We start from the raw sequence: 19,730 nt of genomic DNA on the forward strand, positions 1-19,730 counted from the left end.
CCGCGGCTGAACGGTACTTGAAGAGTGGTTGAAAACGGGTGATTCGACCCCGGCGGGTCGGGGCGGTCGACGCGGCCGCGGCGGGCCCGGCGCCCCTTCAGCCGCGGAGGGCCGCCCCGTCGAGGAACAGCGCGATGACCGCGGCGGCGGCCCGCTCGGGGCCGAGCCCGTCCCGCGCCGCGAGCCTCACGGCCTGCGTCAGCAGGCCGGTGAAGAGCGCGAACAGGGTCTCGACGGGCAGGTCGTCGCGCAGGACCCCTTCGGCGACGCCGCGTTCGAGCAGCGCCCGGACGGGGTCGCCGAGGCGGCGGTGGAGGTCGGGCCCCTTCTCGGGCTGGTCCTCGACGGCCGCGAGGAAGCCGTACCGGGAGCCGGCGGCCATGAAGCCCCGGCACAGCCGCGACAGGCCTTCGCGCACGTCCACATTGTCGATGTCGGCGTCGGCGATGCGGCGCTCGACCTCCTCGGACGCCGCGTGGACCAGGCCGCGCAGGAGCGCGGCCCGGTTCGGGAAGTAGCGGTAGAGGGTGGCGCGGCCGACGCCGGCGGCGGCGGCGACCTCGGCCATGCCCGCGGTCCCGCCGCGCTCGGTGAACACCTGCGCGGCCGCGTCGAGCAGGCGCTCCGCGGTCGGATCGTGCGGTTCGGGACGTCGGGTCATGGCAGGAGCCTACGGGAGAGACATGCATGTATCATTATGAGACATAACTATCTCACAAGGCGGCGAGGCCGCCTTCCACCACTGCGACGGGAGTCGCCATGCGCACCCGAAGACTCGGCACCACCGACCGTGAGATCACCCCTATCGGACTGGGCTGCATGCAGTTCAGCAATATCGGCGCCGGAGGGCGCTTCTACGGCGCCACCAGCCGGGACACCGCCACCGCGATCGTCAGGACCGCCCTCGACGGCGGCGTCGACTGGTTCGACACCGCCGAGATGTACGGCGGCGGCCACTCCGAGCGGACCCTGGCCACCGCCCTGCGCGACCTCGACGTGCGCCCCGGCGACGTCGCCGTCGCCACCAAGTGGACCCCGGCCCTGCGCACCGCCCGCAGCATCGGCGCGACGATCGGCGACCGCCTGGACGCCCTCCAGGGCTTCCCGGTCGACCTGCACCAGATCCACATGCCCTTCGGGGCCCTGTCCTCCCTCGCTTCGCAGGTCAAGGCCATGGCTCGGCTCCAGCGGCGCGGCCGGATCGGCGCCGTGGGCGTCTCGAACTTCAGCGCCGCCCAGATGGAGCGGGCCGCCGCCGTCCTCGCCGCCGAAGGACTGTCCCTGGCCTCCAACCAGATCCAGTTGAACCTGCTGCACCGCGACGCGGAGTCCAGCGGGGTCGTCGCGACCGCGCGCCGGCTCGGGGTCACCCTCATCGCCTCCTCGCCCCTGCGGTCGGGACTCCTCACCGGCAGGTTCCACGACGAGCCCGAGCGGCTCGAGCGCGTCCGGTTCATCCGCCGCGCGCTCGGCCGGTTCAACCGGCGCACGCTCGACCGCACCCGGCCGCTCATCGAGGAGCTCAAGCGGATCGCCGCGGCGCACGGCGCGTCGCCGAGCCAGGTGGCGCTGGCGTGGGTGGTGACCTTCTACGGCGACACGGTGGTCGCCATCCCCGGCGCGTCGCGCCCGGAGCAGGCCGCCGAGGCCGCGGCGAGCGGCGACCTGGTGCTCGGCGGCCGCGAGCTCGACCGCCTCGACGAGGCCTCGCGAGGCCTCTCCCACGCCCGGTGACGGGGCCTGTGCGGCGCCCGGGAGACCGGTGCGCACCGGCCGCCGAAGCGGGAGGCCGTCGCCCCGGCGGTGGCGGCCACCCCGGCATGCACCACCGCGACCATCCGTCCGGTCACCGGGGCGGCGGCCTCCGGCCGGCGGGGAGGCCCTGGCCGATACCGCTCCAGTAGATCTGGAACCGGTTTCTACGAAGAAGCGTCTATACGGGAATCTTCGCAGCCAGAACCGTGCCACACGGCCGTAGAGAGCGATAGGAACCGCTTTCTATAAGCATCTTGGCGCACTCGGGCCCGGACGTCAAGCATCGAACCTCGCGAATATCAGTGGCGGGGTCGCGACCGCCTGCGAGGCAACGTGAACCGCTCGGGGGCAGGGGCGCCCGGCCGCGGTCGCCGACCGCCGGGTCCCGCCGCGGCGCGGCGCCGGTCGGCGGGACCCGGCGGTCTTCGCGCATCGCAGCGGGTCGCGGGCGCCGGCAGCGCCCGCGACCCGCTTCCCTATGCGGCGGTGAGGAGCTGCGAGGCCGCGAGGTCCCGGTACAGCTCGTCGGTGGCGACCAGCTCGGCGTGCGTGCCGACCGCCCGCACCACTCCGGTGTCGAAGACGACGATCTGGTCGGCACTGGTCACCGTCGACAGCCGGTGGGCGACCACCAGCACGTTCGTGCGCTCGGCGGCGTCGAGCATGACCTGCTTGAGCGCGGCCTCGTTCGCGGCGTCCAGCTGCGAGGTGGCCTCGTCGAGCAGCAGCAGCCGCGGCTTGCGCAGCAGCGCCCGCGCGATGGCGACCCGCTGGCGCTCGCCGCCCGAGAGGGTCGTGCCCCGGTACCCGATCCGCGAGTCGAGCCCCTCGGGCAGCTTGCCGACCAGCTCGGTCAGCCGCGCGGTCGCCACGACCTCGTCGAGGTCGGCGTCGCTCGCGTCGGGAGCGGCCATCACGAGGTTCTCGCGGAGCGTCCCGTCGAGGACCGGCGCGTCCTGCTCGACGTAGCCGATGAGGCCGCGCAGCTCCTCCAGCGGCCAGTCCCGGACGTCGACGCCGTCGACCAGCACCGAACCGGTGGTGACCGGGTAGAACCGCTCGATGAGCGAGAACACCGTGGTCTTCCCGGCGCCCGAGGGGCCGACCAGGGCGGTCAGGCCGCGGCCGCTGGAGGCGAAGGTGACGCCGTGGTGGACGAGCGGCAGGTCCTCGGCGTACCGGAAGGTCACGTCCTCGAACACGACCTGCGCCGGGCCGCCGCGGGTGGTCTCGCCCGCGGCGTCCGGGGCTTCCTGCGGCTCCTCGGAGTCGAGGTTCGCGACCTCCTCGACGCGGTGGATCGCGGCCAGGCCGGTCTGGAGCTGCGAGAGCGAGGCGACCAGGCCGCCGATCGGGCCCATCATGTAGAACAGCAGCAGCAGGAACCCGATGAGGGTGCCGACGTCCATCGCCCCGGAGGCGACCCGGGCGCCGCCGACGCCCAGGACCATCAGGAACGCGATGTTGACCGGCATGAACGCGGCCACGCCCGCGAGCGCCTCCCAGAAGGAGGCCTTGACGCCCTTGTCGCGGGCGATCGTGGCGGCCGACTCGAGGCGGGCGATCTCGTGGTTCTCGGCCCCGGAGGCCTTGACCGTGCGGAAGGCGCTGAAGATGCGCTCCAGCAGGGAGCCCATGTCGCCCAGGGACTTCTGGGAGTCGAGGGTGGCGTTCTGGATGCGCGGCATGATGAACACCATCGTCACCGCGACCAGAACGACCATGGCCATGGTGGTGCCGAACAGGGCGATGTCGAGCCAGGCCATGAGGGCGACGCCGCCGAGGAGCATGAACGCGTCGGTGACGCCGCCGATGACGGTGGTGCTGGCGACGGTGCGCAGGAGGTTGGTGTCGGAGCTGAGCCGGGAGACGAGGTCGCCCGGCTTGAGGCGGTCGACCTCGGCGACCTGGAGCCGCACGAGCCGGCCGATGAGCTGCTTGCGCACGGTCAGGACGACGTCCTGCCCGGCGATCTGCATGAAGTAGGGGCCCAGGGCGCTGAGGGCGCCGCCGACGATGACGACGGCCCCGAGGTAGAGCAGCGGCCGGGTGAGGGACCCGTCCGCGGCGAGGGTGTCGATGACGTCCATCGCGATGAGCGGCTGGACGAGGCCGACGAGTCCGCCGGCGAAGGAGAGGACGCCGCCGATGACGAGCAGGCGCAGGTGTTGACGGGCGTAGGCCCACAATCGGCGCACGGGCGCCTTCGCGGGCGGATCGGGTGCGACGGCGCCGGGCGGCGCCGCGGTGGTGTCGGTCATGCTGTTTCCTCCGCTGGGTGCTGCGGTCCTTCTCGACGCTACCCGGGGCCGCCGACGGCGGCCTCGGCCGGAAGTCGAGTATTCGTATACGACGGAAGTCGTACGTCTTCGGTGCGGGAGCCGGGGCGGGGCGCCGGCGGCCCCGGAGGGGTCCCGGCTCCGGTGCGGGGGCCCGGTGGCGCCCCTAGTCCTCGGCGAGCACGATGATCTTGTCGCCGGGCTGGAGCATGATCTGCTGGGCCTTGTCCGGGTTCAGGTGCACGCCGTAGCTGGGGGCGTGCGGCGCCTCGGCGGCCACGCGGTAGCCGATGGCCGTCTCGTTCCGCCTGCGGGCCGACTCGGCGACCGTGTAGAAGTTGACCGGCGTCCCCGTGCGCACGTAGTGGTCGGCGGCCTTGAGGTAGATCTCGGAGCCGTCGGGGCTGAACAGGTTCGCGAACACCTGCGACAGGTGCGGGTTCTCGGCGGTCTGGGTCAGCAGCAGGCTGATGAGCTTGTCGCTGACGATGAAGTCGTCGGCCTGCGTGACCTGCGCGAGCGTCCGGTTGCGGTCGTCGGCCATCTCCGACACCACCTTGAAGCGGGTGCCGGTGCGCTGGGCCATGTCGCGCAGGTGGAGCAGGGTCACGAGCGTCTTCGAGTCGGCCAGCTGCGGCGCGACGTCGTCGGAGCACAGCGCGATGATGTGGTTGTACGAGCCAGGGTTCAGCGTCTCGAGGAGGCGCCGGTCGGTGGGGTCGTCCTCCTTGAAGTTGAGGCCCTGGACGCGCATGGTCGGGCCGATCTTACGGATCGCCTCGGCCGCGTCGGGGTGGTCGGTGACCACGTCGGTGATCGAACCGGGCGTCACGTACTGGTCGAGCTGCTCGAGGATCGTCCGGGACATGGCGTTCCAGCCGAGGATGAGGGTGCGCTCGGGCCGGTTCCCGGTGTCGCCGCGCGCGACGATGGCGCTCTCGTCGATCGCGGGGCGCGAGCCGTCGAGGCGGATCGCGGAGTCGTCGGCGGCGATGAGGATGAGCTTGTCGCCGGTCTGGAGGTTGGCGCTCGCGGGCGGGTTGACGATGCAGCGGCCCTCCTTGGTGAGGACGCCGATGAGCGAGGAGGTCCGGTACGAGTGCAGGGCCTGGCCGAGGGGCCGGCCGTACAGGCCGGGCTCGTCCACCATGTAGATCTCGTCGCCGCCGAAGTCGAGCAGGTCGGTGTAGACGACCGAGAGGCCGGACTGGCGGCAGGTCTGCACCATCAGGCGGGCCATGAGGTCGTTGGCGTCGACCACGTGCGCGGCGCGGCCCCCGGCGAGGCGCGCGGCCGGGAGGTTCCGGCCGTCGGCGACGGCGCCGACCACGTGGCAGCGCAGCGGGCCCTCGCCGCCGTGGGTGACGGCCAGGAGGCTGCGGACGAGCTGGGCGTCGGGGTCCTCCTCGGCGGAGGTCAGGAGGATGACGCTCTTGGCCTGGGCGGGGTTGACCAGGGCGATGTCGGCCGGGTCGGCGGGGTCGCCGGTGCGGCAGACGACGTGCGTCGACTTGAGGTCGGCGATCTTCGCGCGGATCTCGTCCTCCATCTCGACCTTGTCGCGGTCGGCGAGGATCGCGATGCACGCGCGCTTCTCGCTCTCGTTGGCCTCCACCAGTTCCGAGATGACGATGAAGACCTGGTCCGACCATCCGAGAATGACGGTGTGATCCTTCTCAACGACGAACGAGCGGCCTTTCCGGAGGTCTTCGAGTTTCGCGTCGAGACCGGTGGTGAGCACACCCACGAGTGAGGACAGGATCACCAGGCCGCCGATGGTCGTGGCGAACATGATGACCATGGAGGCGAAGTTGAAATCGGCGTCGCCGGTGATGGTCCCGGCGTCGAGGATGTGGATGAACGAAGTCCACAGAGTACTGCCGAGGCCGCCGGATCCCGAGCCTATGGCCAGGAGCAGCAGGGCGCCGAGCGCGGTGAGCACCAAGGTGATCACGGTCAGCCACCCGATGAGCGCCTTCGTGCCCTTCGACATGGTGTTGTCGAACCAATAGCGCGTCCGCTGCTTGAACGTCGGTTCGGACATCGGGGAGTCCTTTCTGGGGGAACGGGTGTCGACCGGGCCGACTCGGGGCGGAGGCGAGTCGAACCGGGGAGGTCGCGGGGTGTCGACCATTGATACCGCATTGCGTCCACTTCGGGACGGTCACGCGGAGTGATCCGGGGGTCGGGGAGGCGTCGGCGAGGGCGCGGCGACCGGAGGGCCACCGACCACCATAGAACTCGGGCGGGGAGGGCGCGCTAGGGGACGGGCGCGACCCGGATCGCCAGGCGGGTGTGGCGCTTGGGGACCGTGAACCGGGCCCCCCGCGCCGCTTCCGGTTCGTCGTCGCCCCGGTAGGCGACGATCTGGAGGTTCACGCCGTCGCGGCACACGCGGTCCCACAGCCGGACCTGCTCGGCGACCCGCACGGCGAGGGCCGTGCCGCCGGGACCGTGGCCCCGCACGCCGATCTCGTTGCCGCCGGGGACGCGGCGGCACACGGCGTACGCGAAGTCGCCGCCCTCGACCACGGCCGGGTTCGCCCAGCGCATGAGGAGCCGCTGGAGGCCGTGGTCGCCGAAGGGCGCGCTCATGCGCCCGTACCCGGCGAAGGCGCAGGCCAGCCACAGCGACAGCTGGGAGGCGTCCTCGTTCACCTTGAGGCGCACGGGGGTCCACACGGTGGTGCCGCGCCCGTCGAGCGCGCCGGTGGCGCCCTCGGCGTCGACCTCGCCCTCGACGTGGAAGGTCATGATCCGGCCCTCGGAGAGCTCGACGGTCTGGCCGTCGTGGCTGCCGAGGCCGCGCATGGGCATGAAGCCGCAGCCCACGACGGAGCGGCTGCGCATGACGCCGTCGCGGTAGTCGAAGGCGACCGAGTGCTCGCAGCTGCGGATGGAGAGCGGGGCGACGAGCCTGCCGCCGTCGGCCAGCTGGCCCCACCAGGCGGGGGGCAGGTCCCAGGTGCCGACGGTGACGATGATGCGGTCGTACGGGGCGCCTTCGGGGGCGCCGAGCTCGCCGTCGCCCTGGACGACCTGGACGCGCCGGCACCCGGCCTCGTCGAGGGCCTTGCGGGCGCGCATCACCGTGTCGGCGTCGATGTCCACTGTGGTGACCGAGCCGTGGGAGCCGACGAGGGCGTCGAGGAGCGCGGCGTTGTAGCCGGTGCCGGCGCCGATCTCGAGCACGCGGTGGCCGGGGCGGACGTCGAGCTGCTCGAGCATCTCGGCGACGATCGCGGGCTGGGAGGCGGAGCTGACGGCGTCGCCGTCGCTGTTGCGCTTGGTGACGTACACGTCGTCGGCGTAGGCCGCGCGCAGCGGCGCCTCGTAGAGGAAGCAGTGGCGGGGGACGGCGAGCATGGCGGCCTCGACCGACGCGCTGCGGATCACCCCGTTCGACCGCAGGTTCCCCACGAGCCGGGCGCGCAAACGGCTCGCTTCATTACCGGAAGTATCGGTGCGATCACCCACGACTCCAAGGGTACGTCCGATGCGCCGCGGGCGCCTCCACCGGTGTCACCCTTTGGAAGGCCGCATCGGTCGCCGGGGAGGAGGACGGGGCGCAGGAGTCGAGCCCCGGGAGCCGGACGGCGGGCGCCGCACTCGGGGAAGCCGAGGCCGCATGGAGTCCGGCGACGGGGCCTAACCCCAATGTCGTTCAGTTAGGGGAGCCGGTCTTAGTCCGGTGTTCGGGCGGTCGACGAACTAGCGTCGGGAAATCGGGGGGAGGTGCGTTGCCGGGGCTGGGCGGGTTCGTGGCCGGGGTTCAGGCGAGCAGCGAGGCAGAGACGAGGGGTCGGTCCTGGGTGCGTTGCCGAGGCGGTGTCGGTGCTCGGGTGGGGTTAGGGCGGGCGGCGACGGCGTAAGGGAGGGGCCGGTCCTGCGGTGGTCGCCGAGGCCGGGGTGGTTGTTGGGTGAGGTTCGAGCGGTCAGCGATGGCGCGAGGGGCGGCGAGCTTGAGTGCGTTGCCGGGGCCGGGCTGGTGCCCGGTGAGGGTTCGGGCGGCGACGAAGCCGGGGGCCGGGACCGAGGTAGGTGGCCGGGGCCGGGGCGGTGTGGGTCGCGCCGCTGCCGGTCATCGCTGCGGCGGCGGCGGGGTCGGTGGTGGCCGGGCTCGCCGAAGCGGCCTGCCGGGCGGTGGATGCCGCAGGAGTCGCAGTGCAGGGCATCGTCGTCGTGGTGGTCATGGTGGGTTCACCTCCTTCCAAAGGTGTGGTCGCGTCCTCGCGGGCACGCGATGGTGGTCGCGTCGCCTGGCGAGGCTGCCCCGCGGCGCTGTCTCGCATCGCCGTCGAGTAGTCGCCGTAGCGGCCTGCCGGTCCTATCCGGCGTGCCGGATGTGGCTCGGTTCGTCCTGTCCTTCCTGTCGGTGGTGGTGGTCGGGTGGGTGTGCTGGATACGCCCGGGGGTGTGTGCGGGACTCCGACTGTGCTGGCCGGCGGTACCTCCTCAAGGAGGCCGCACTCCCGTCACATGCCCGTAGACCGCGGTGACGGTGGTACCAGCGCAGGACCGGAACGCGAGACGAGCAACCCCCGTCCTAGCTGCGAGGGCGGCCCCGACACCAGTGGGCGGTACGAGCGGCCAGAGGCTGTCGTAGTCTGCATTAAATGAACACATCTCGTTCGCTTGCACTGATTCCGTAACCCTGTACGTACCCCAATCATCCCCCCGATAGCCCCACCCCGGCAACACCCACACGGGTAGAGAACCCTCACGTTTCCACCGGTGCCCCTGCACCGCAACAACACCGACCACCGGATCCACAATGGCGCCCCGCCCGCCCGACCCTCCACTACCTCGGGCCCGCCAACCGACCCCAGCCCTCCACCCACCGCTTCGTCGCCGCCGCTTTAACCGCTCCCCCAACGCGACCGGCACCCGACCGACCCACCCCGGCGCCCTAACTGAACGGCATTGGGCCTAGCCCTCGTGATCGCATCTCGCGTCGAGCATCGCCCACAGGTCCTCGCGCTGCGTCTGCGGCACCTCGACCGGCGTCGCGACCGGCTCGGCGCCGTCGATCGCGATCCACACCATGAACCCGAACGGCTGCTTCGCGTCGCCCACCGCGTGGCCGCTGCACCGGGAGGCGTCGAAGCCGATCGGCACCACCACCTCGCCGCCGGGCCCCGGCACCGGATCACCGGCGCTCAGCTCGAAGAGCACGCTCCCCCGCACCTCGGTCACGGCGAGCACCGCCCCCGCCAGCGGCCGCACCGCCAGCTCCCCCGCGAGCGTGCCGTCCCCGGCCTCCGCCAGCGCCCCCAGCTCGACCTCGGCCGCCGCCCGCACCGCCTGCGCCGCGCACGCCTCCCGCACCAGCCGGTCGAGGGTCCCGTTCGGGTGAGGCAGCGCGGCCGCGACCTCGTGCACCGCACCGTCCTCGGTCGCGACCCTCAGCAGCGCCGTCGCGGGCGCGGCCGTCGACGCGGTCCCGTCGGGGCACCGCGCCTCCCCGTACTCGGTCATCAGGTCCCGCGGGTTCACGCTCGGCGGCACCTCCGCGTCGAACGCCTGCTCCCCCAAGGGCGCGAACGACTCCGTGACCAGCTCGACGCCGAGCACCCGCACCGGCGCGTCCCCGTGGTTGGTCACCGCGACCGCCACGACGCCCGGTTCCATGAACGAGCGCCGGATCTCGGCGGTGGCGCTCAGGTCGGGGGCGGCGGACGGCGCGACCGGTGCGGCGGGCTCGGGTCGGGCCGAGTGCCCGGCCAGCCCGGCGGCCATGGCGGCCAGGAGGAACGCTCCGACGATGCCGATCCGGGCCCAGCGCACGGCGCCTCCTCATCGAGCCGTCGACGGCGCGGCGGGCTCCCCGCCGCGGACCGGTCCAGTCTGGCACCGCGGCCGCGCCCTGTGAAGCCCTCGCGCCCTTCACCGCGGTCGCCGTCAGCGGTCGAACGAAGGCATCGACTTCGGCTGCGGTGTCGGACAAGGGCGTCGCTGGACGAACCCGCTGCGCGGAGAAGCGCTCCGCCGCCAGCGGTCGAACCCCCGGCGGTCGAGCGACCGCTTCGGCGTCGGCCCAGACCCGCCGTCGAAGCGAACCGGCCGTGGGGTCCGCTAGGCGGGGATCGGCCGCGGCGCCGACCAGGGCGCGCCGCTGGACGAACCGCCGAGCGGAGAGGCGCCCCGCCGCCAGCGGTCGAGCACCCGGGCTGGCGACCGCTTCGGCATCGTCCGAGACCGGCCGCGGCGGGTCCGCTACGCGGGGAGGCCCGCCGCCGTCAGCAGGTGGTTGCTCGCGCCCAGCAGGGAGGGCTCGGACTCGATGACCCGCAGGCCCTCCATGAGGTGGCCGCGCAGCCGCTCGTCGTCGATGAGGCGCTCCAGCTCGGGGATGTAGCCGGGGAAGCCCTGCACAGCGTACTGAGCGGCCCCGGCCAGGCCCGCGTCCGCGAACTCGGACGCGACCTCGCCCGGATGCGCCAGGTACGCGGTCGTGAACACGTCCTGCTCGTAGTACCGCAGGTCGCCTTCGCGCAGGATGCGCAGGCTGCCGTCGGGGGACAGGCCCTTGTCCTCGCCGCCCGCCCCGAACAGCAGGTAGTCGTTCCAGGCGGCGCTGCGGTTGATGGTCACGGCCGCGACGACCCCGCCGGGCCGGGTGCACCGCCGCGCCTCCGCCAGCGCCTGCACCCGCTGGGCCCGGTCGGTCAGGTGGTACAGGGGGCCCATGAGCAGCACCGCGTCGAAACTCGAGTCCCCGCAAGGGAGTTCGCGCGCGTCGCCGACGACCGCCTCGACGCCGGGCAGCCGCGCGGCGACGGCGACCTGGCTCGCGACGGGGTCGACGAGGGTGACCCGGTGCCCGTCGGCGGCCAGCCACGCCGAGTGGATCCCGGTGGCGCCGCCGACGTCGAGCACGTCGAGGTCCTTGCCGGGGAGTATGCGGCGCAGCAGGTCCTGCATGCGCGCGAACTCCAGGCGGCCGCGCGCGTTCCGCGTCAGCCGCTCGCGTTCGCCGCCGCGCTCGTAGTAGGCCGCGATCTCGGTTTCGAGTTCCCATTCGCTCATCCGTCGATGGTCCGGGAAGCGTTTGCGGACCGCCACCGATTTACGGCCGGGACACGCGAACGGCGGCCGGTCTGCCGGGCCCGTGCACTCCCGCAAGCGCATGGGGCCGGTCGGCTGGCCGCCGCTGTGCTATCTCACCTCATCGCCTCCGAGGCCCGGCGCGCGGCTCCCCCGCGAAGCGGGCCGGGCGGCCTCAGCCCGCGGCGACCCGCAGGCCGAGGGCGACCATCACCGCGCCGGTGACCCCGTTGATCCAGGCGCGCACGCGCGGCCGGTCGAGCAGTTTGCGCAGGAGTCCGATCAGGTTGGCCAGCAACAGGAACCATACGGCGACAACGGTCATGGCGACGGCCGCGAGCTCGCCGATGAGCCCCCATTCGGCGCCGGAGCCGATGAACTGGGGCATGAGCGCGGTGAAGAACACGGCGGCCTTGGGGTTGAGCACGTTGCACAGCAGGCCGGAGCGGAACGCGGCCGCGCGGCTCATGCCGTGGTCGAGCTCGATCGCGTCGGCGGGCGTGCGCCGCTCCTTGATCGCGGCGCGGATCGAGCGGACGCCCAGGTAGACGAGGTAGGCCGCGCCCGCGAACTTGACGACGGCGAACGCGACCGCCGAGGCCGCGAGGAGTGCGGCCATCCCTGCGGAGGCGGCGAAGACCCACACCGAGACGCCGAGTCCGATCCCGATCGCGGTCCACATCCCGCTGGCGCGCCCGGCGAGGACCGTGTTGCGCACGACCATCGCGAAGTCGGGTCCGGGGACGATGGCGGCGATGAGGATCGCCAGCGCGAAGAGCAGCAGCACGGTCATCGGGTCTCCTCGGTTCGGGTGGGGACCCGTCGATACTGGCACCGCCGGGGGCCGGTCGCATCAGGATGATGACCGGGTTCACCGACCGGGTCCGGGCGCGGGGTCGCCGCAGCGCCGCTCCCATGGGACCTGCTCAGGCGGGGTCGCTGCGTCGCCAGTACTGCTTCTTGTCCTTGTCGTAGACGACGACGCCCAGGACGGCGAGCTCGTCGCGCAGCTCCCGCAGGTCGTCCTCCTTCGACTTCTCCAGGGCCTGCCCGCGGGCCTTGAGCACCGCGTCGGCGCCCTTCGGGAGCCCCTCGGCGCCGGGGACCCAGCGGCGGAACTCGTCGGCGTACGGGTCGCCGTCGGGCAGCCAGGCGTATCCGTGCCGGCGCAGGGCGGCCGCGAGCTCGTCGCGGTCGAGGTCGAACGGGACGCGGGCGAGTTCCTGGCGGCGGTGGCCGAGCACGACGAGCTGCTTGTCCTGCACGAACACCGAGGCCGTGTCGGCGCGGTCGACGCCGCGCCGGTAGTCGCCGCGTTCGAGTTCGAGCCGGGCGGAGCCGACGGTGACGGTGAGCATCTCGTGGATCGCCCACAGGGCCAGGAGGACGCCGACGACGAGGCCGAGCGCGAGGGCGACGATGAGCCGCACCGTCTCGGGCAGATCGGTGAACAGCTCGAACAGGCCTTGGAAGGGGAACCAGGAGAGCCCGGTGATCCACTCGGCGACGAGGGACAGCCCCCATCCGAGGGCGGCCCCCACGAGCGGCAGGCCCGCGAGGAGCGCCGGCCTGGCCCAGGCCGGGTCGGCCACGGTGGTGCGGGCGCCGCCGGCGGTGCGATCGGTGGACATGGGCTCGCCGCCTTTCCGTCGAGTGCGAACGCCCCCAGCATAGGCACACCATTTCACCAGGGAAAACACTGTACTGAAGGACTACTCCGCAAGGAGGAGAACGGGAGCGGTGCGCGATACCAAAGCCGCCGTCCGCGGGCGGCGGCCGATACCAAAGTCGCAGTGCGGCCCTACCTCCGTCCGAACGATCCGAGGCTCATTCAGGCGAAACCGGTACGAACAGGATTCACGCTGGCTACGATCCAGAGCGTTCGATCCGGGACGCGGCACGGGGTGCGCCGCGCGTGGGAAGGGGCCGATCCGATGCCGTACCGCTCTCTGTCGCTCGCCGCGGCGGCGACCGCGCTGATCCTGTCCGGGTCGGCCTCGACCGCCTCGACGCGGGACGGCGAGGCCGGCGGCTTCTACGCGGACGTGGCCCTGAACGAGGGCGAGGGCCGGTGCGAGGCCAACGACGTCCCGGTCGGCGCGGCCCCGCCCGCGGCGGTCACCGTCAAGGCGAGCGACGCGCCCCTGGGCTGCACCGGGCCCGTCCGCCTCGACCTCAAGGGCGACCTCGCGGTCGTCTTCGACGACGCGGAGGGGACCGCCGCGATCGGCGCGATCCGGGTGGACGCGACCAAGTTCGGCTTCACCTGCGGCTACGAGTCCGGACGGGTCGTGTTCGAGCGCGACGGCGCGACGCGGACGTACACGGGCGGGCCGTACCGGGGCGAGAAGGTCGAGGGCCCGTTCGTGTGCCCCGACGCGGTGAACCTCGACTCGGCCTCGCTGACCTTCCACCGGTAGGAGGCGGCCGCAGTGCGCTCCGCGCCGTCAGCCGCGTCCGAACCGGTCGCCGCCGGGCGGCGGCAGGCCGCCTCCCGCTCACCTGGCACCGCCTGAACCGGCACGGCCGCGCTGCCCGCCTCTCCTGCCGCCGGGCGGCAGGCCGCCTGAACCGGCACGGCCGCATCGCCCACGGCTTCCACCGCCCGGACCGGCCCCACCGCGCTGCGGCGAGGTGCGCCCGCCGGCCGCGTCACCGGAAAGCGCGGCCGCGGTGGCCGGACTCCCGCTTCGCGGGCGAACCGACTCGGCGGCCGTGCCCGGGCCGTGGGACTCGGCCTAGTTCGCGATCGAGACGACGCGGCCCGCGGCGGCCGGGTCCTCGGCCGCGTCGAGCAGCGCCTTCGCGAAGTCGGCCCTGGTGACCTGGAAGCCGCCGGGGACGTTGCGGTCCAAGGCACTCCGGTAGCGGCCCTTCCCCGGGCGGTCCGTGAGCATCCCGGCGCGGGCGATCGTCCACGGCAGGCCCGAGGCCCGCGCGAGCTCCTCGGCCCGGCGGGCGTCCGCGTTGGCGTGCCGCAGGACCCGCGCGAGGATCACGGGCTTGACGAAGTACCTGGTGAACGGGTCGTCCCCGGGGCCGGGGCTGTGGGCGCTGTTGCTGGCGACCACGAGCCGGGCACCGCCCTCGGCCTCGCGCACCGCGGCGGCGGCCGCCCGGGCGGCATCGGCGCAGACGGTCGTGGGCCGCTTCTGGTCGCGCGGGGCCACGACGCTGACCACGGCCTCGCTGCCGATGACGGCGGGTGCGAGCGACTGGGGGTCGGTCGCCTCGGCGACCACGACGGTGACGGCGGCCCGGAGGTCGTCGGGCAGGCGGGCCGGATCGCGCACGACGGCCGCGACCTCGTGCCCGCGGGCGAGCGCCTGGCGCACGACCTCCCGTCCGGTGCCGCCGGTCGCGCCGAGAACAGTCAGCTTCATGATACCCCTCGAAGGTTGGTGAGTATTCACTAACCATTAGACTAGGTAAGTATTCACTCACCCGTCAAGGGAGATCATGGGCACACGAGACCGCATCCTGGACGCCGCCGCCTCGGTCATGCGCGACCGCGGCGTCGCCCACGCCACCACCAAGGAGATCGCCCGCGTCGCCGACTGCTCGGAAGCGCTGCTGTACAAGCACTTCCCGAGCAAGACGGCACTGCTCCTCCACGTGCTCCAGGAGCGCATGCCCGCGTTCGGCGCGAAGGCCGTGCCCGGCGAGGCGACCGTGGAGGCGAACCTCGAGGCCGTCGCCCGCAGCGCGGCGCGCTTCTACCTGCGCGGCTTCCCGATGATGGCCTCGGCGGTCGCCCAGCCCGAGCTCCTGGCCGCGCTGCGCGACGCCCTCGCCGAGCACGGGGCCGGGCCCGGCCGCCCGGTCGACGCCGTCGCCGACTACCTGGCGGCGGAGCAGCGGCTCGGGCGCGTGGCGGCGACCGCCGACCCGGACGCCGCAGCGGCGCTCCTCATGGGCGCGTGCTTCCAGCAGGGGTTCCTCGCCTACTTCAACGGCGGCGCCGACATCCCGAAGACGTTGGCGGCCATGCTCGTCGCCGCGGTCATGCCGGGCCTGCGGCCGTAAGCGGCACGAATCCCGAAACACACTCGCGATTCGTACTAGTCTCGTGGGATGGCGATCCGATGGACTACCGCGTTCTGGGACTTTCCCGCCGAAGGCTTCGAGGCGGGCATCGCGTTCTGGCTCAAGGTCACCGACACGACGCTCTCACCCCGCCGCGGCCCGGACGGCGCGTTCGCGACCCTGGTCCCCGCCGAGGGCGACCCGTGCCTGCGGGTGCAGCGCGTCCGGGAAGGCAAGGGCGGCAACCACCTCGACCTGCACGTGGACGACGTGGAGGCCGAGGCCGAGCGCGCCCGGGAGCTCGGCGCGACCCTCGTGGCGCGGGAGGAGGGCCTCGTGGTCCTGCGCTCCCCCGGCGGCTTCGCGTTCTGCCTGGTCGAGCATGAGGGCGAAGCCGAGGTACCGCCGCCGCTGACATGGCCCGGCGGCCAGCGCAGCCGCACCGACCAGCTCTGCATCGACGTCCCGCCGCAGGCCTTCGACCACGAGCTGATGTTCTGGCAGTCGCTCACCGGCTGGCCGCAGACCGGCAAGGACTGGCGGGAGTTCCGCCGGCTCGTGCCCCCGCGGGAGATCCCGCTGCACTTCCTCCTCCAGCGGCTGGACTCGGCCGAGCAGGGGCAGAGCACCGCCGCGCACATCGACCTGTCCTGCGTCGGCGTCGAGGCCGAGACCGAGCGGCACGTGGCGCTGGGCGCCGAGGCCCTCCGGCGCCACCAGTACTGGCAGGTCATGCGCGACCCCGCGGGGCTGACGTACTGCATCACCGACAAGAACCCGGACTGGCACCCGAGCGACTGAGGCTCCCCCGGAACAGAGAGGCCGGTCACCGATGCGCCTATAGCTTGTAGGTGAAGGCCTAAAGGCTATAGGCTGGGCGGGTGAACCGTGCCGCCCTGACCGCGTCCGCCGTCGTCGCCGACGCGGCCTCGCTCGCCGACGAGGCGGGGTTCGACGCCGTCACGCTCTCGGCGGTCGCGCGACGCCTCGGCGTGCGCACGCCTAGCCTGTACTCCCACGTCCGCGACCTGGAGGCGCTGCTGGACGGCGTCGCCGCCCTCGCGCTCGCCGAACTCGCCGCCCGCGTCGCCGACGCCGTCGCGGGCCGCGCGGGCCGGGCCGCCCTGGAGGGGTACGCGACGGCGCACCGGGCGTACGCGCGGGACTCGCCGGGCCGGTGGCAGTCGCTCCAGCGGCGCGCCGGCGACGCCGTCGTCCGCTCCGAGGCCGCCCGGGAGACCGTCGCGCTGGCCCGCGCGGTGCTCAGGGGCTACCCCGTCCCGCAGACCGAGCACGTGCACGCCGTGCGCCTGCTGGGCAGCACCATCAACGGCTTCCTCGCGCTCGAGCGCATCGGCGGCTTCGACCACAGCGAACCCTCGCCCGAGGCGTCCTGGTCGAGGACCGTCGACGCCCTCGACGCCCTGCTCCTGGCCTGGCCCGCCGCTCCACGAGACCGAAAGGCCCCACTGTGATCACCGTGCCCGTCGCACCGCTCGTCCGAGGCGCCGCCGAACTGGAGGCGACCGACCGCGGCCTGCGGCCGCACCGCCTGCCGGCACGGGCCCGCGAGCAGTTCCCCGACCCGTACCTGCTGGCCATGGAGGAGCAGCCCGCGGGCGTGCGCCTGGCGATGAGGACGAGCGCGCGCACGCTCCGGCTCGTCGTCCACCCCGTGCACCGGGGGTTCCGGGGCGTCGACCGCCCGAGGGGCGGCATCGACCTCGTGGTCGACGGCGGCCTGTTCGCCAGTGACGCGCTCGACGGCGGCGACCTCGTCGAGACCGACCTGCGGACCGGCGCGACCGAGTTCCGGCCGGGAAGCGCGCACACCGCGGTCTTCGACGGTCTTCCCGAGGGCGACAAGCGCATCGAGATGTGGCTGCCGCACAACGAGGCGGTGGAGTTGATCGAGCTGCGCGCCGACGGGCCGGTGCGCCCGGCCGAGGCCGCCGGCCGCCGCTGGGTGCACCACGGCAGCTCGATCAGCCAGGGGTCCAACGCGGCTTCGCCGGCCCGCACCTGGCCGGCCGTGGCGAGCCGCCTGGGCGGCGTCGAGCTGCGCAACCTCGGCCTCGGCGGCAACGCGTTCGTCGACCCGTTCACCGCCCGCGCCGTCCGCGACGCCCCGGCCGACCTCATCAGCGTGAAGCTCGGCATCAACGTGGTGAACCTCGACGGGATGCGGCTGCGGGTGTTCACGCCCGCCGTCGAGGGCTTCCTCGACACGATCCGCGAAGGGCACCCCGAGACGCCGCTGCTGCTGGTCTCGCCGATCTTCTGCGGCATCCACGAGGACACGCCGGGGCCGGGCGCCGTCGATCCCGACAGCATCGGGACCGGCCGGGTCCGCTTCACCGCGACCGGCCCCCGAGGGGACGAGCGGAACGGGCGGCTCACCCTGCGGGTCGTCCGCGAGGCCCTGGCGGCGGTGGCCGAGCGCCGCAAGGACGACCCGAACCTGCATTACCTCGACGGGACCCGCCTCTACGGCGAGCGGGACGCCGCCGCGCATCCGCTGCCGGACGCGCTGCACCCCGACACCGAGGCGCACCGGCTGATCGGCGAGCGGTTCGCCGAGCACGCCTTCGCCCCCGGCGGGCCGTTCGCCGCGCGCTGAGCGCGCTTCGTCACGGCACCGGCCCCCGCGGGCACTCGGCGTGCGCGCGAACGCTCCCACCGGGTCCGCGTCCGGAATTCGGGGAAACAGTCCCTTCCGGAGTCTTGTGCGGTTCGACTGAGAAAGTTACCTTTATCTATAAGTAAAGCTTCCTTATCGATAAGAGGTGAGCCCATGCTCCGTCGACCCCGCCGGCAGCTCCTCGCGCTGTTCGGCTCCTTCATCCTCGCCGCGGCCCTCGCCACCGGCGTCTCCGCGTCGGTCGCCAACGCCGACGTGAACGCCCAGGCCGCCTGCGCCGCACCGTGGAACGCGGGCACCGTCTACACCCAGGGCAACGTCGCGTCGTACAACGGCCAGAACTGGACCGCCCAGTGGTGGACCCAGGGCGAGACCCCCGGCACCACCGGCGAGTGGGGCGTGTGGCGAGGCGCCGTCGCCTGCGGCGGCGGCACCGACCCGGGCGACCCCGGCGACCCCGACCCGTCCGGCGCGATCGTCACCGAGGCCCAGTTCAACCAGATGTTCCCGAACCGGAACTCCTTCTACACCTACCAGGGCTTCGTCAACGCCGCCGCCTCGTTCCCGGCCTTCGGCAACACCGGCAGCGACACCGTCCAGCGCCAGGAGGTCGCGGCCTTCCTCGCGAACGCGTCGCACGAGACCGGCGGGCTCGTCCACATCGTGGAGCAGAACCAGGCGAACTACCCGCACTACTGCGACGCGGGCCAGCCCTACGGCTGCCCGGCGGGCAACAGCGCCTACTACGGCCGCGGTCCGATCCAGCTGAGCTGGAACTTCAACTACAAGGCCGCCGGCGACCACCTCGGCCTGCCGCTGCTGAACAACCCGTGGCTCGTCGAGCAGGACGCGACCGTGGCCTGGCAGGCCGCCCTCTGGTACTGGAACACCCAGAGCGGCCCGGGCACCATGTCCGGCCACACCGCCATGACCACCGGCACGGGCTTCGGCCAGTCCATCTGGTCCATCAACGGCTCCATCGAGTGCAACGGCGGCAACCCCGCCCAGGTCCAGAGCCGCGTGAGCAAGTACCAGAGCTTCACCGGCATCCTGGGCGTCGCCCCGGGCGGCAACCTCTACTGCTGATCGGCTGAAAGAGGAACGCGGGCCGGCCGGGGATCCACCAATCCCCGACCGGCCCTTCGCGGGCACCGGCCGTTCTGGGGAGGCGTGCCCTTCAGACTCCGCGGACCGCCCGAGGTTCAGTCGCCGGGCCGCGGAGCGCCTTGTGCGTCAATGGATGTCGGGGTCGGCGATGAGCTCCTGGACCTGCTGCATGATCCAACCGCACCACTCGTCGCCGCTCCACCTGCCGTTCCATTCGGGAACGTCCTCGGGATCGTCGGTGAACCGGCAGCACTCGCGCGGCCCCGCGCCGTCCTCGACGTCGAGCAGGTACTCGGTGATCTTGCGGGCGCGGGCCGGGAACGAGTCGAGCCGGTAGAGGGAGAAGACCGCCGGGCCCCTCCGGAAGTCGCCGAGGTGGCCGTCCACGCCCGGTTTGCCGTCGGAGCGGAGGTTGTAGGGATCGTCGTCAGGGACCGTGGGTCCCGTTGCGCGGCTAGCCATTGCAAAAGCGCACCGAGGCCGGGGCCGCGGCGATGATGCGGTGGCCCGAGTAGAAGGCGCGGAACGCCTGCTCCTCGATCCAGATCTTCGAGTGGGGCTTCAGGCCGGACCAGAACCGGCCCCAGGTCGCCTTCAGGTTCCCGGAGTTGAGCCCGGAGACGATGAGTACGACGTCGTCCCGCCGCTCCCCAGTGAGCACCTGGAACGAGTCCGGCGCGTCGGGCCCCGAAGCGCGGACCGTGTAGGACCGGTACTCGTCGCGGAAGACCCCTCGGTCGAGTGGACTCCGACCGGAGTCACCGGCCGCATTCGGGTCGCTCATCATGCGCCTCCATTTCAGACTGTCGGATTGCCGACAGATTTCTCGTCCGGGGATCGCAATGAGGTCTGGGAGGAGCGACCCCCGGACTTCC

18 protein-coding genes are annotated in these 19,730 nt (G+C 72.8%); 7 read left to right on the plus strand and 11 right to left on the minus strand.

The window, feature by feature from the left end; all coding sequences use genetic code 11:
• Positions 1-97: 97 nt before the first annotated feature.
• Entirely contained in the window at positions 98-661 is a 564-nt protein-coding gene (locus LO763_RS23590) for a TetR/AcrR family transcriptional regulator (RefSeq protein ID WP_230789730.1), read from the minus strand.
• Between the two features lie 98 nt (positions 662-759).
• Between LO763_RS23590 and LO763_RS23595 the strand changes: the two genes are divergently transcribed.
• Entirely contained in the window at positions 760-1,734 is a 975-nt protein-coding gene (locus LO763_RS23595; protein ID WP_230789732.1) for an aldo/keto reductase, read from the plus strand.
• 497 nt (positions 1,735-2,231) lie between these two features.
• Here LO763_RS23595 and LO763_RS23600 read toward each other — a convergent pair whose 3' ends face one another.
• The 7 genes from LO763_RS23600 to LO763_RS23635 form a co-directional block, all read right to left on the minus strand.
• The gene (locus tag LO763_RS23600) at positions 2,232-4,016 is read right to left on the minus strand and encodes an ABC transporter ATP-binding protein (protein ID WP_230789734.1); all 1,785 of its coding nucleotides are present in this window, start codon (positions 4,014-4,016) and stop codon (positions 2,232-2,234) included.
• Between the two features lie 184 nt (positions 4,017-4,200).
• Entirely contained in the window at positions 4,201-6,078 is a 1,878-nt protein-coding gene (locus tag LO763_RS23605; RefSeq protein ID WP_230789737.1) for a CASTOR/POLLUX-related putative ion channel, read from the minus strand.
• 215 nt (positions 6,079-6,293) lie between these two features.
• On the minus strand, positions 6,294-7,469 hold the full coding sequence (fxlM, locus tag LO763_RS23610) for a methyltransferase, FxLD system (RefSeq protein WP_230789739.1): 1,176 nt from the start codon (positions 7,467-7,469) through the stop codon (positions 6,294-6,296).
• 1,494 nt (positions 7,470-8,963) lie between these two features.
• The gene (locus LO763_RS23620) at positions 8,964-9,821 is read right to left on the minus strand and encodes a hypothetical protein (protein ID WP_230789743.1); all 858 of its coding nucleotides are present in this window, start codon (positions 9,819-9,821) and stop codon (positions 8,964-8,966) included.
• Between the two features lie 429 nt (positions 9,822-10,250).
• Positions 10,251-11,063: a class I SAM-dependent methyltransferase gene (locus LO763_RS23625; protein WP_230789745.1), complete on the minus strand. Its 813-nt coding sequence runs from the start codon at positions 11,061-11,063 to the stop codon at positions 10,251-10,253.
• 193 nt (positions 11,064-11,256) lie between these two features.
• Positions 11,257-11,874, minus strand: a complete 618-nt coding sequence (locus LO763_RS23630) for a LysE family translocator (RefSeq protein WP_230789748.1) — start codon at positions 11,872-11,874, stop codon at positions 11,257-11,259.
• Between the two features lie 133 nt (positions 11,875-12,007).
• Positions 12,008-12,712, minus strand: coding sequence for a YqeB family protein (locus tag LO763_RS23635; protein WP_230789751.1), 705 nt, complete (start codon positions 12,710-12,712; stop codon positions 12,008-12,010).
• 303 nt (positions 12,713-13,015) lie between these two features.
• Between LO763_RS23635 and LO763_RS23640 the strand changes: the two genes are divergently transcribed.
• Entirely contained in the window at positions 13,016-13,501 is a 486-nt protein-coding gene (locus LO763_RS23640; protein WP_230789754.1) for a hypothetical protein, read from the plus strand.
• Between the two features lie 318 nt (positions 13,502-13,819).
• Here the strand turns inward: LO763_RS23640 and LO763_RS23645 are convergent, their stop codons facing one another.
• Positions 13,820-14,464: an NAD(P)-dependent oxidoreductase gene (locus LO763_RS23645; protein WP_230789757.1), complete on the minus strand. Its 645-nt coding sequence runs from the start codon at positions 14,462-14,464 to the stop codon at positions 13,820-13,822.
• Positions 14,465-14,540: 76 nt separating this feature from the next.
• On the opposite strand from LO763_RS23645, the gene LO763_RS23650 reads away from it, so the two are divergent.
• The 5 genes from LO763_RS23650 (at position 14,541) to LO763_RS23670 (ending at position 18,834) form a co-directional block, all read left to right on the plus strand.
• Positions 14,541-15,107: a TetR/AcrR family transcriptional regulator gene (locus LO763_RS23650; RefSeq protein WP_230789759.1), complete on the plus strand. Its 567-nt coding sequence runs from the start codon at positions 14,541-14,543 to the stop codon at positions 15,105-15,107.
• Between the two features lie 48 nt (positions 15,108-15,155).
• Positions 15,156-15,908, plus strand: coding sequence for a VOC family protein (locus tag LO763_RS23655; protein ID WP_230789761.1), 753 nt, complete (start codon positions 15,156-15,158; stop codon positions 15,906-15,908).
• 80 nt (positions 15,909-15,988) lie between these two features.
• Entirely contained in the window at positions 15,989-16,582 is a 594-nt protein-coding gene (locus LO763_RS23660) for a TetR-like C-terminal domain-containing protein (protein WP_230789763.1), read from the plus strand.
• Entirely contained in the window at positions 16,582-17,727 is a 1,146-nt protein-coding gene (locus LO763_RS30115; RefSeq protein WP_439650316.1) for a GDSL-type esterase/lipase family protein, read from the plus strand. Before LO763_RS23660 ends, LO763_RS30115 begins: the two co-directional genes overlap by 1 nt.
• 174 nt (positions 17,728-17,901) lie before the next feature.
• Positions 17,902-18,834: a glycoside hydrolase family 19 protein gene (locus LO763_RS23670; RefSeq protein ID WP_230789768.1), complete on the plus strand. Its 933-nt coding sequence runs from the start codon at positions 17,902-17,904 to the stop codon at positions 18,832-18,834.
• A gap of 147 nt (positions 18,835-18,981) precedes the next feature.
• Here the strand turns inward: LO763_RS23670 and LO763_RS23675 are convergent, their stop codons facing one another.
• Together LO763_RS23675 and LO763_RS23680 are read right to left on the minus strand one after the other, a co-directional pair.
• Complete coding sequence (locus tag LO763_RS23675; protein WP_230789771.1) at positions 18,982-19,317, minus strand: hypothetical protein; 336 nt, start codon at positions 19,315-19,317, stop codon at positions 18,982-18,984.
• Entirely contained in the window at positions 19,310-19,639 is a 330-nt protein-coding gene (locus tag LO763_RS23680; RefSeq protein WP_230789773.1) for a hypothetical protein, read from the minus strand. Before LO763_RS23680 ends, LO763_RS23675 begins: the two co-directional genes overlap by 8 nt.
• Between the last annotated feature and the right edge of the window lie 91 nt (positions 19,640-19,730).

This window comes from Glycomyces amatae (assembly GCF_020991375.1).
GTDB classification, from domain to species: Bacteria; Actinomycetota; Actinomycetes; order Mycobacteriales; family Micromonosporaceae; genus Glycomyces; species Glycomyces amatae.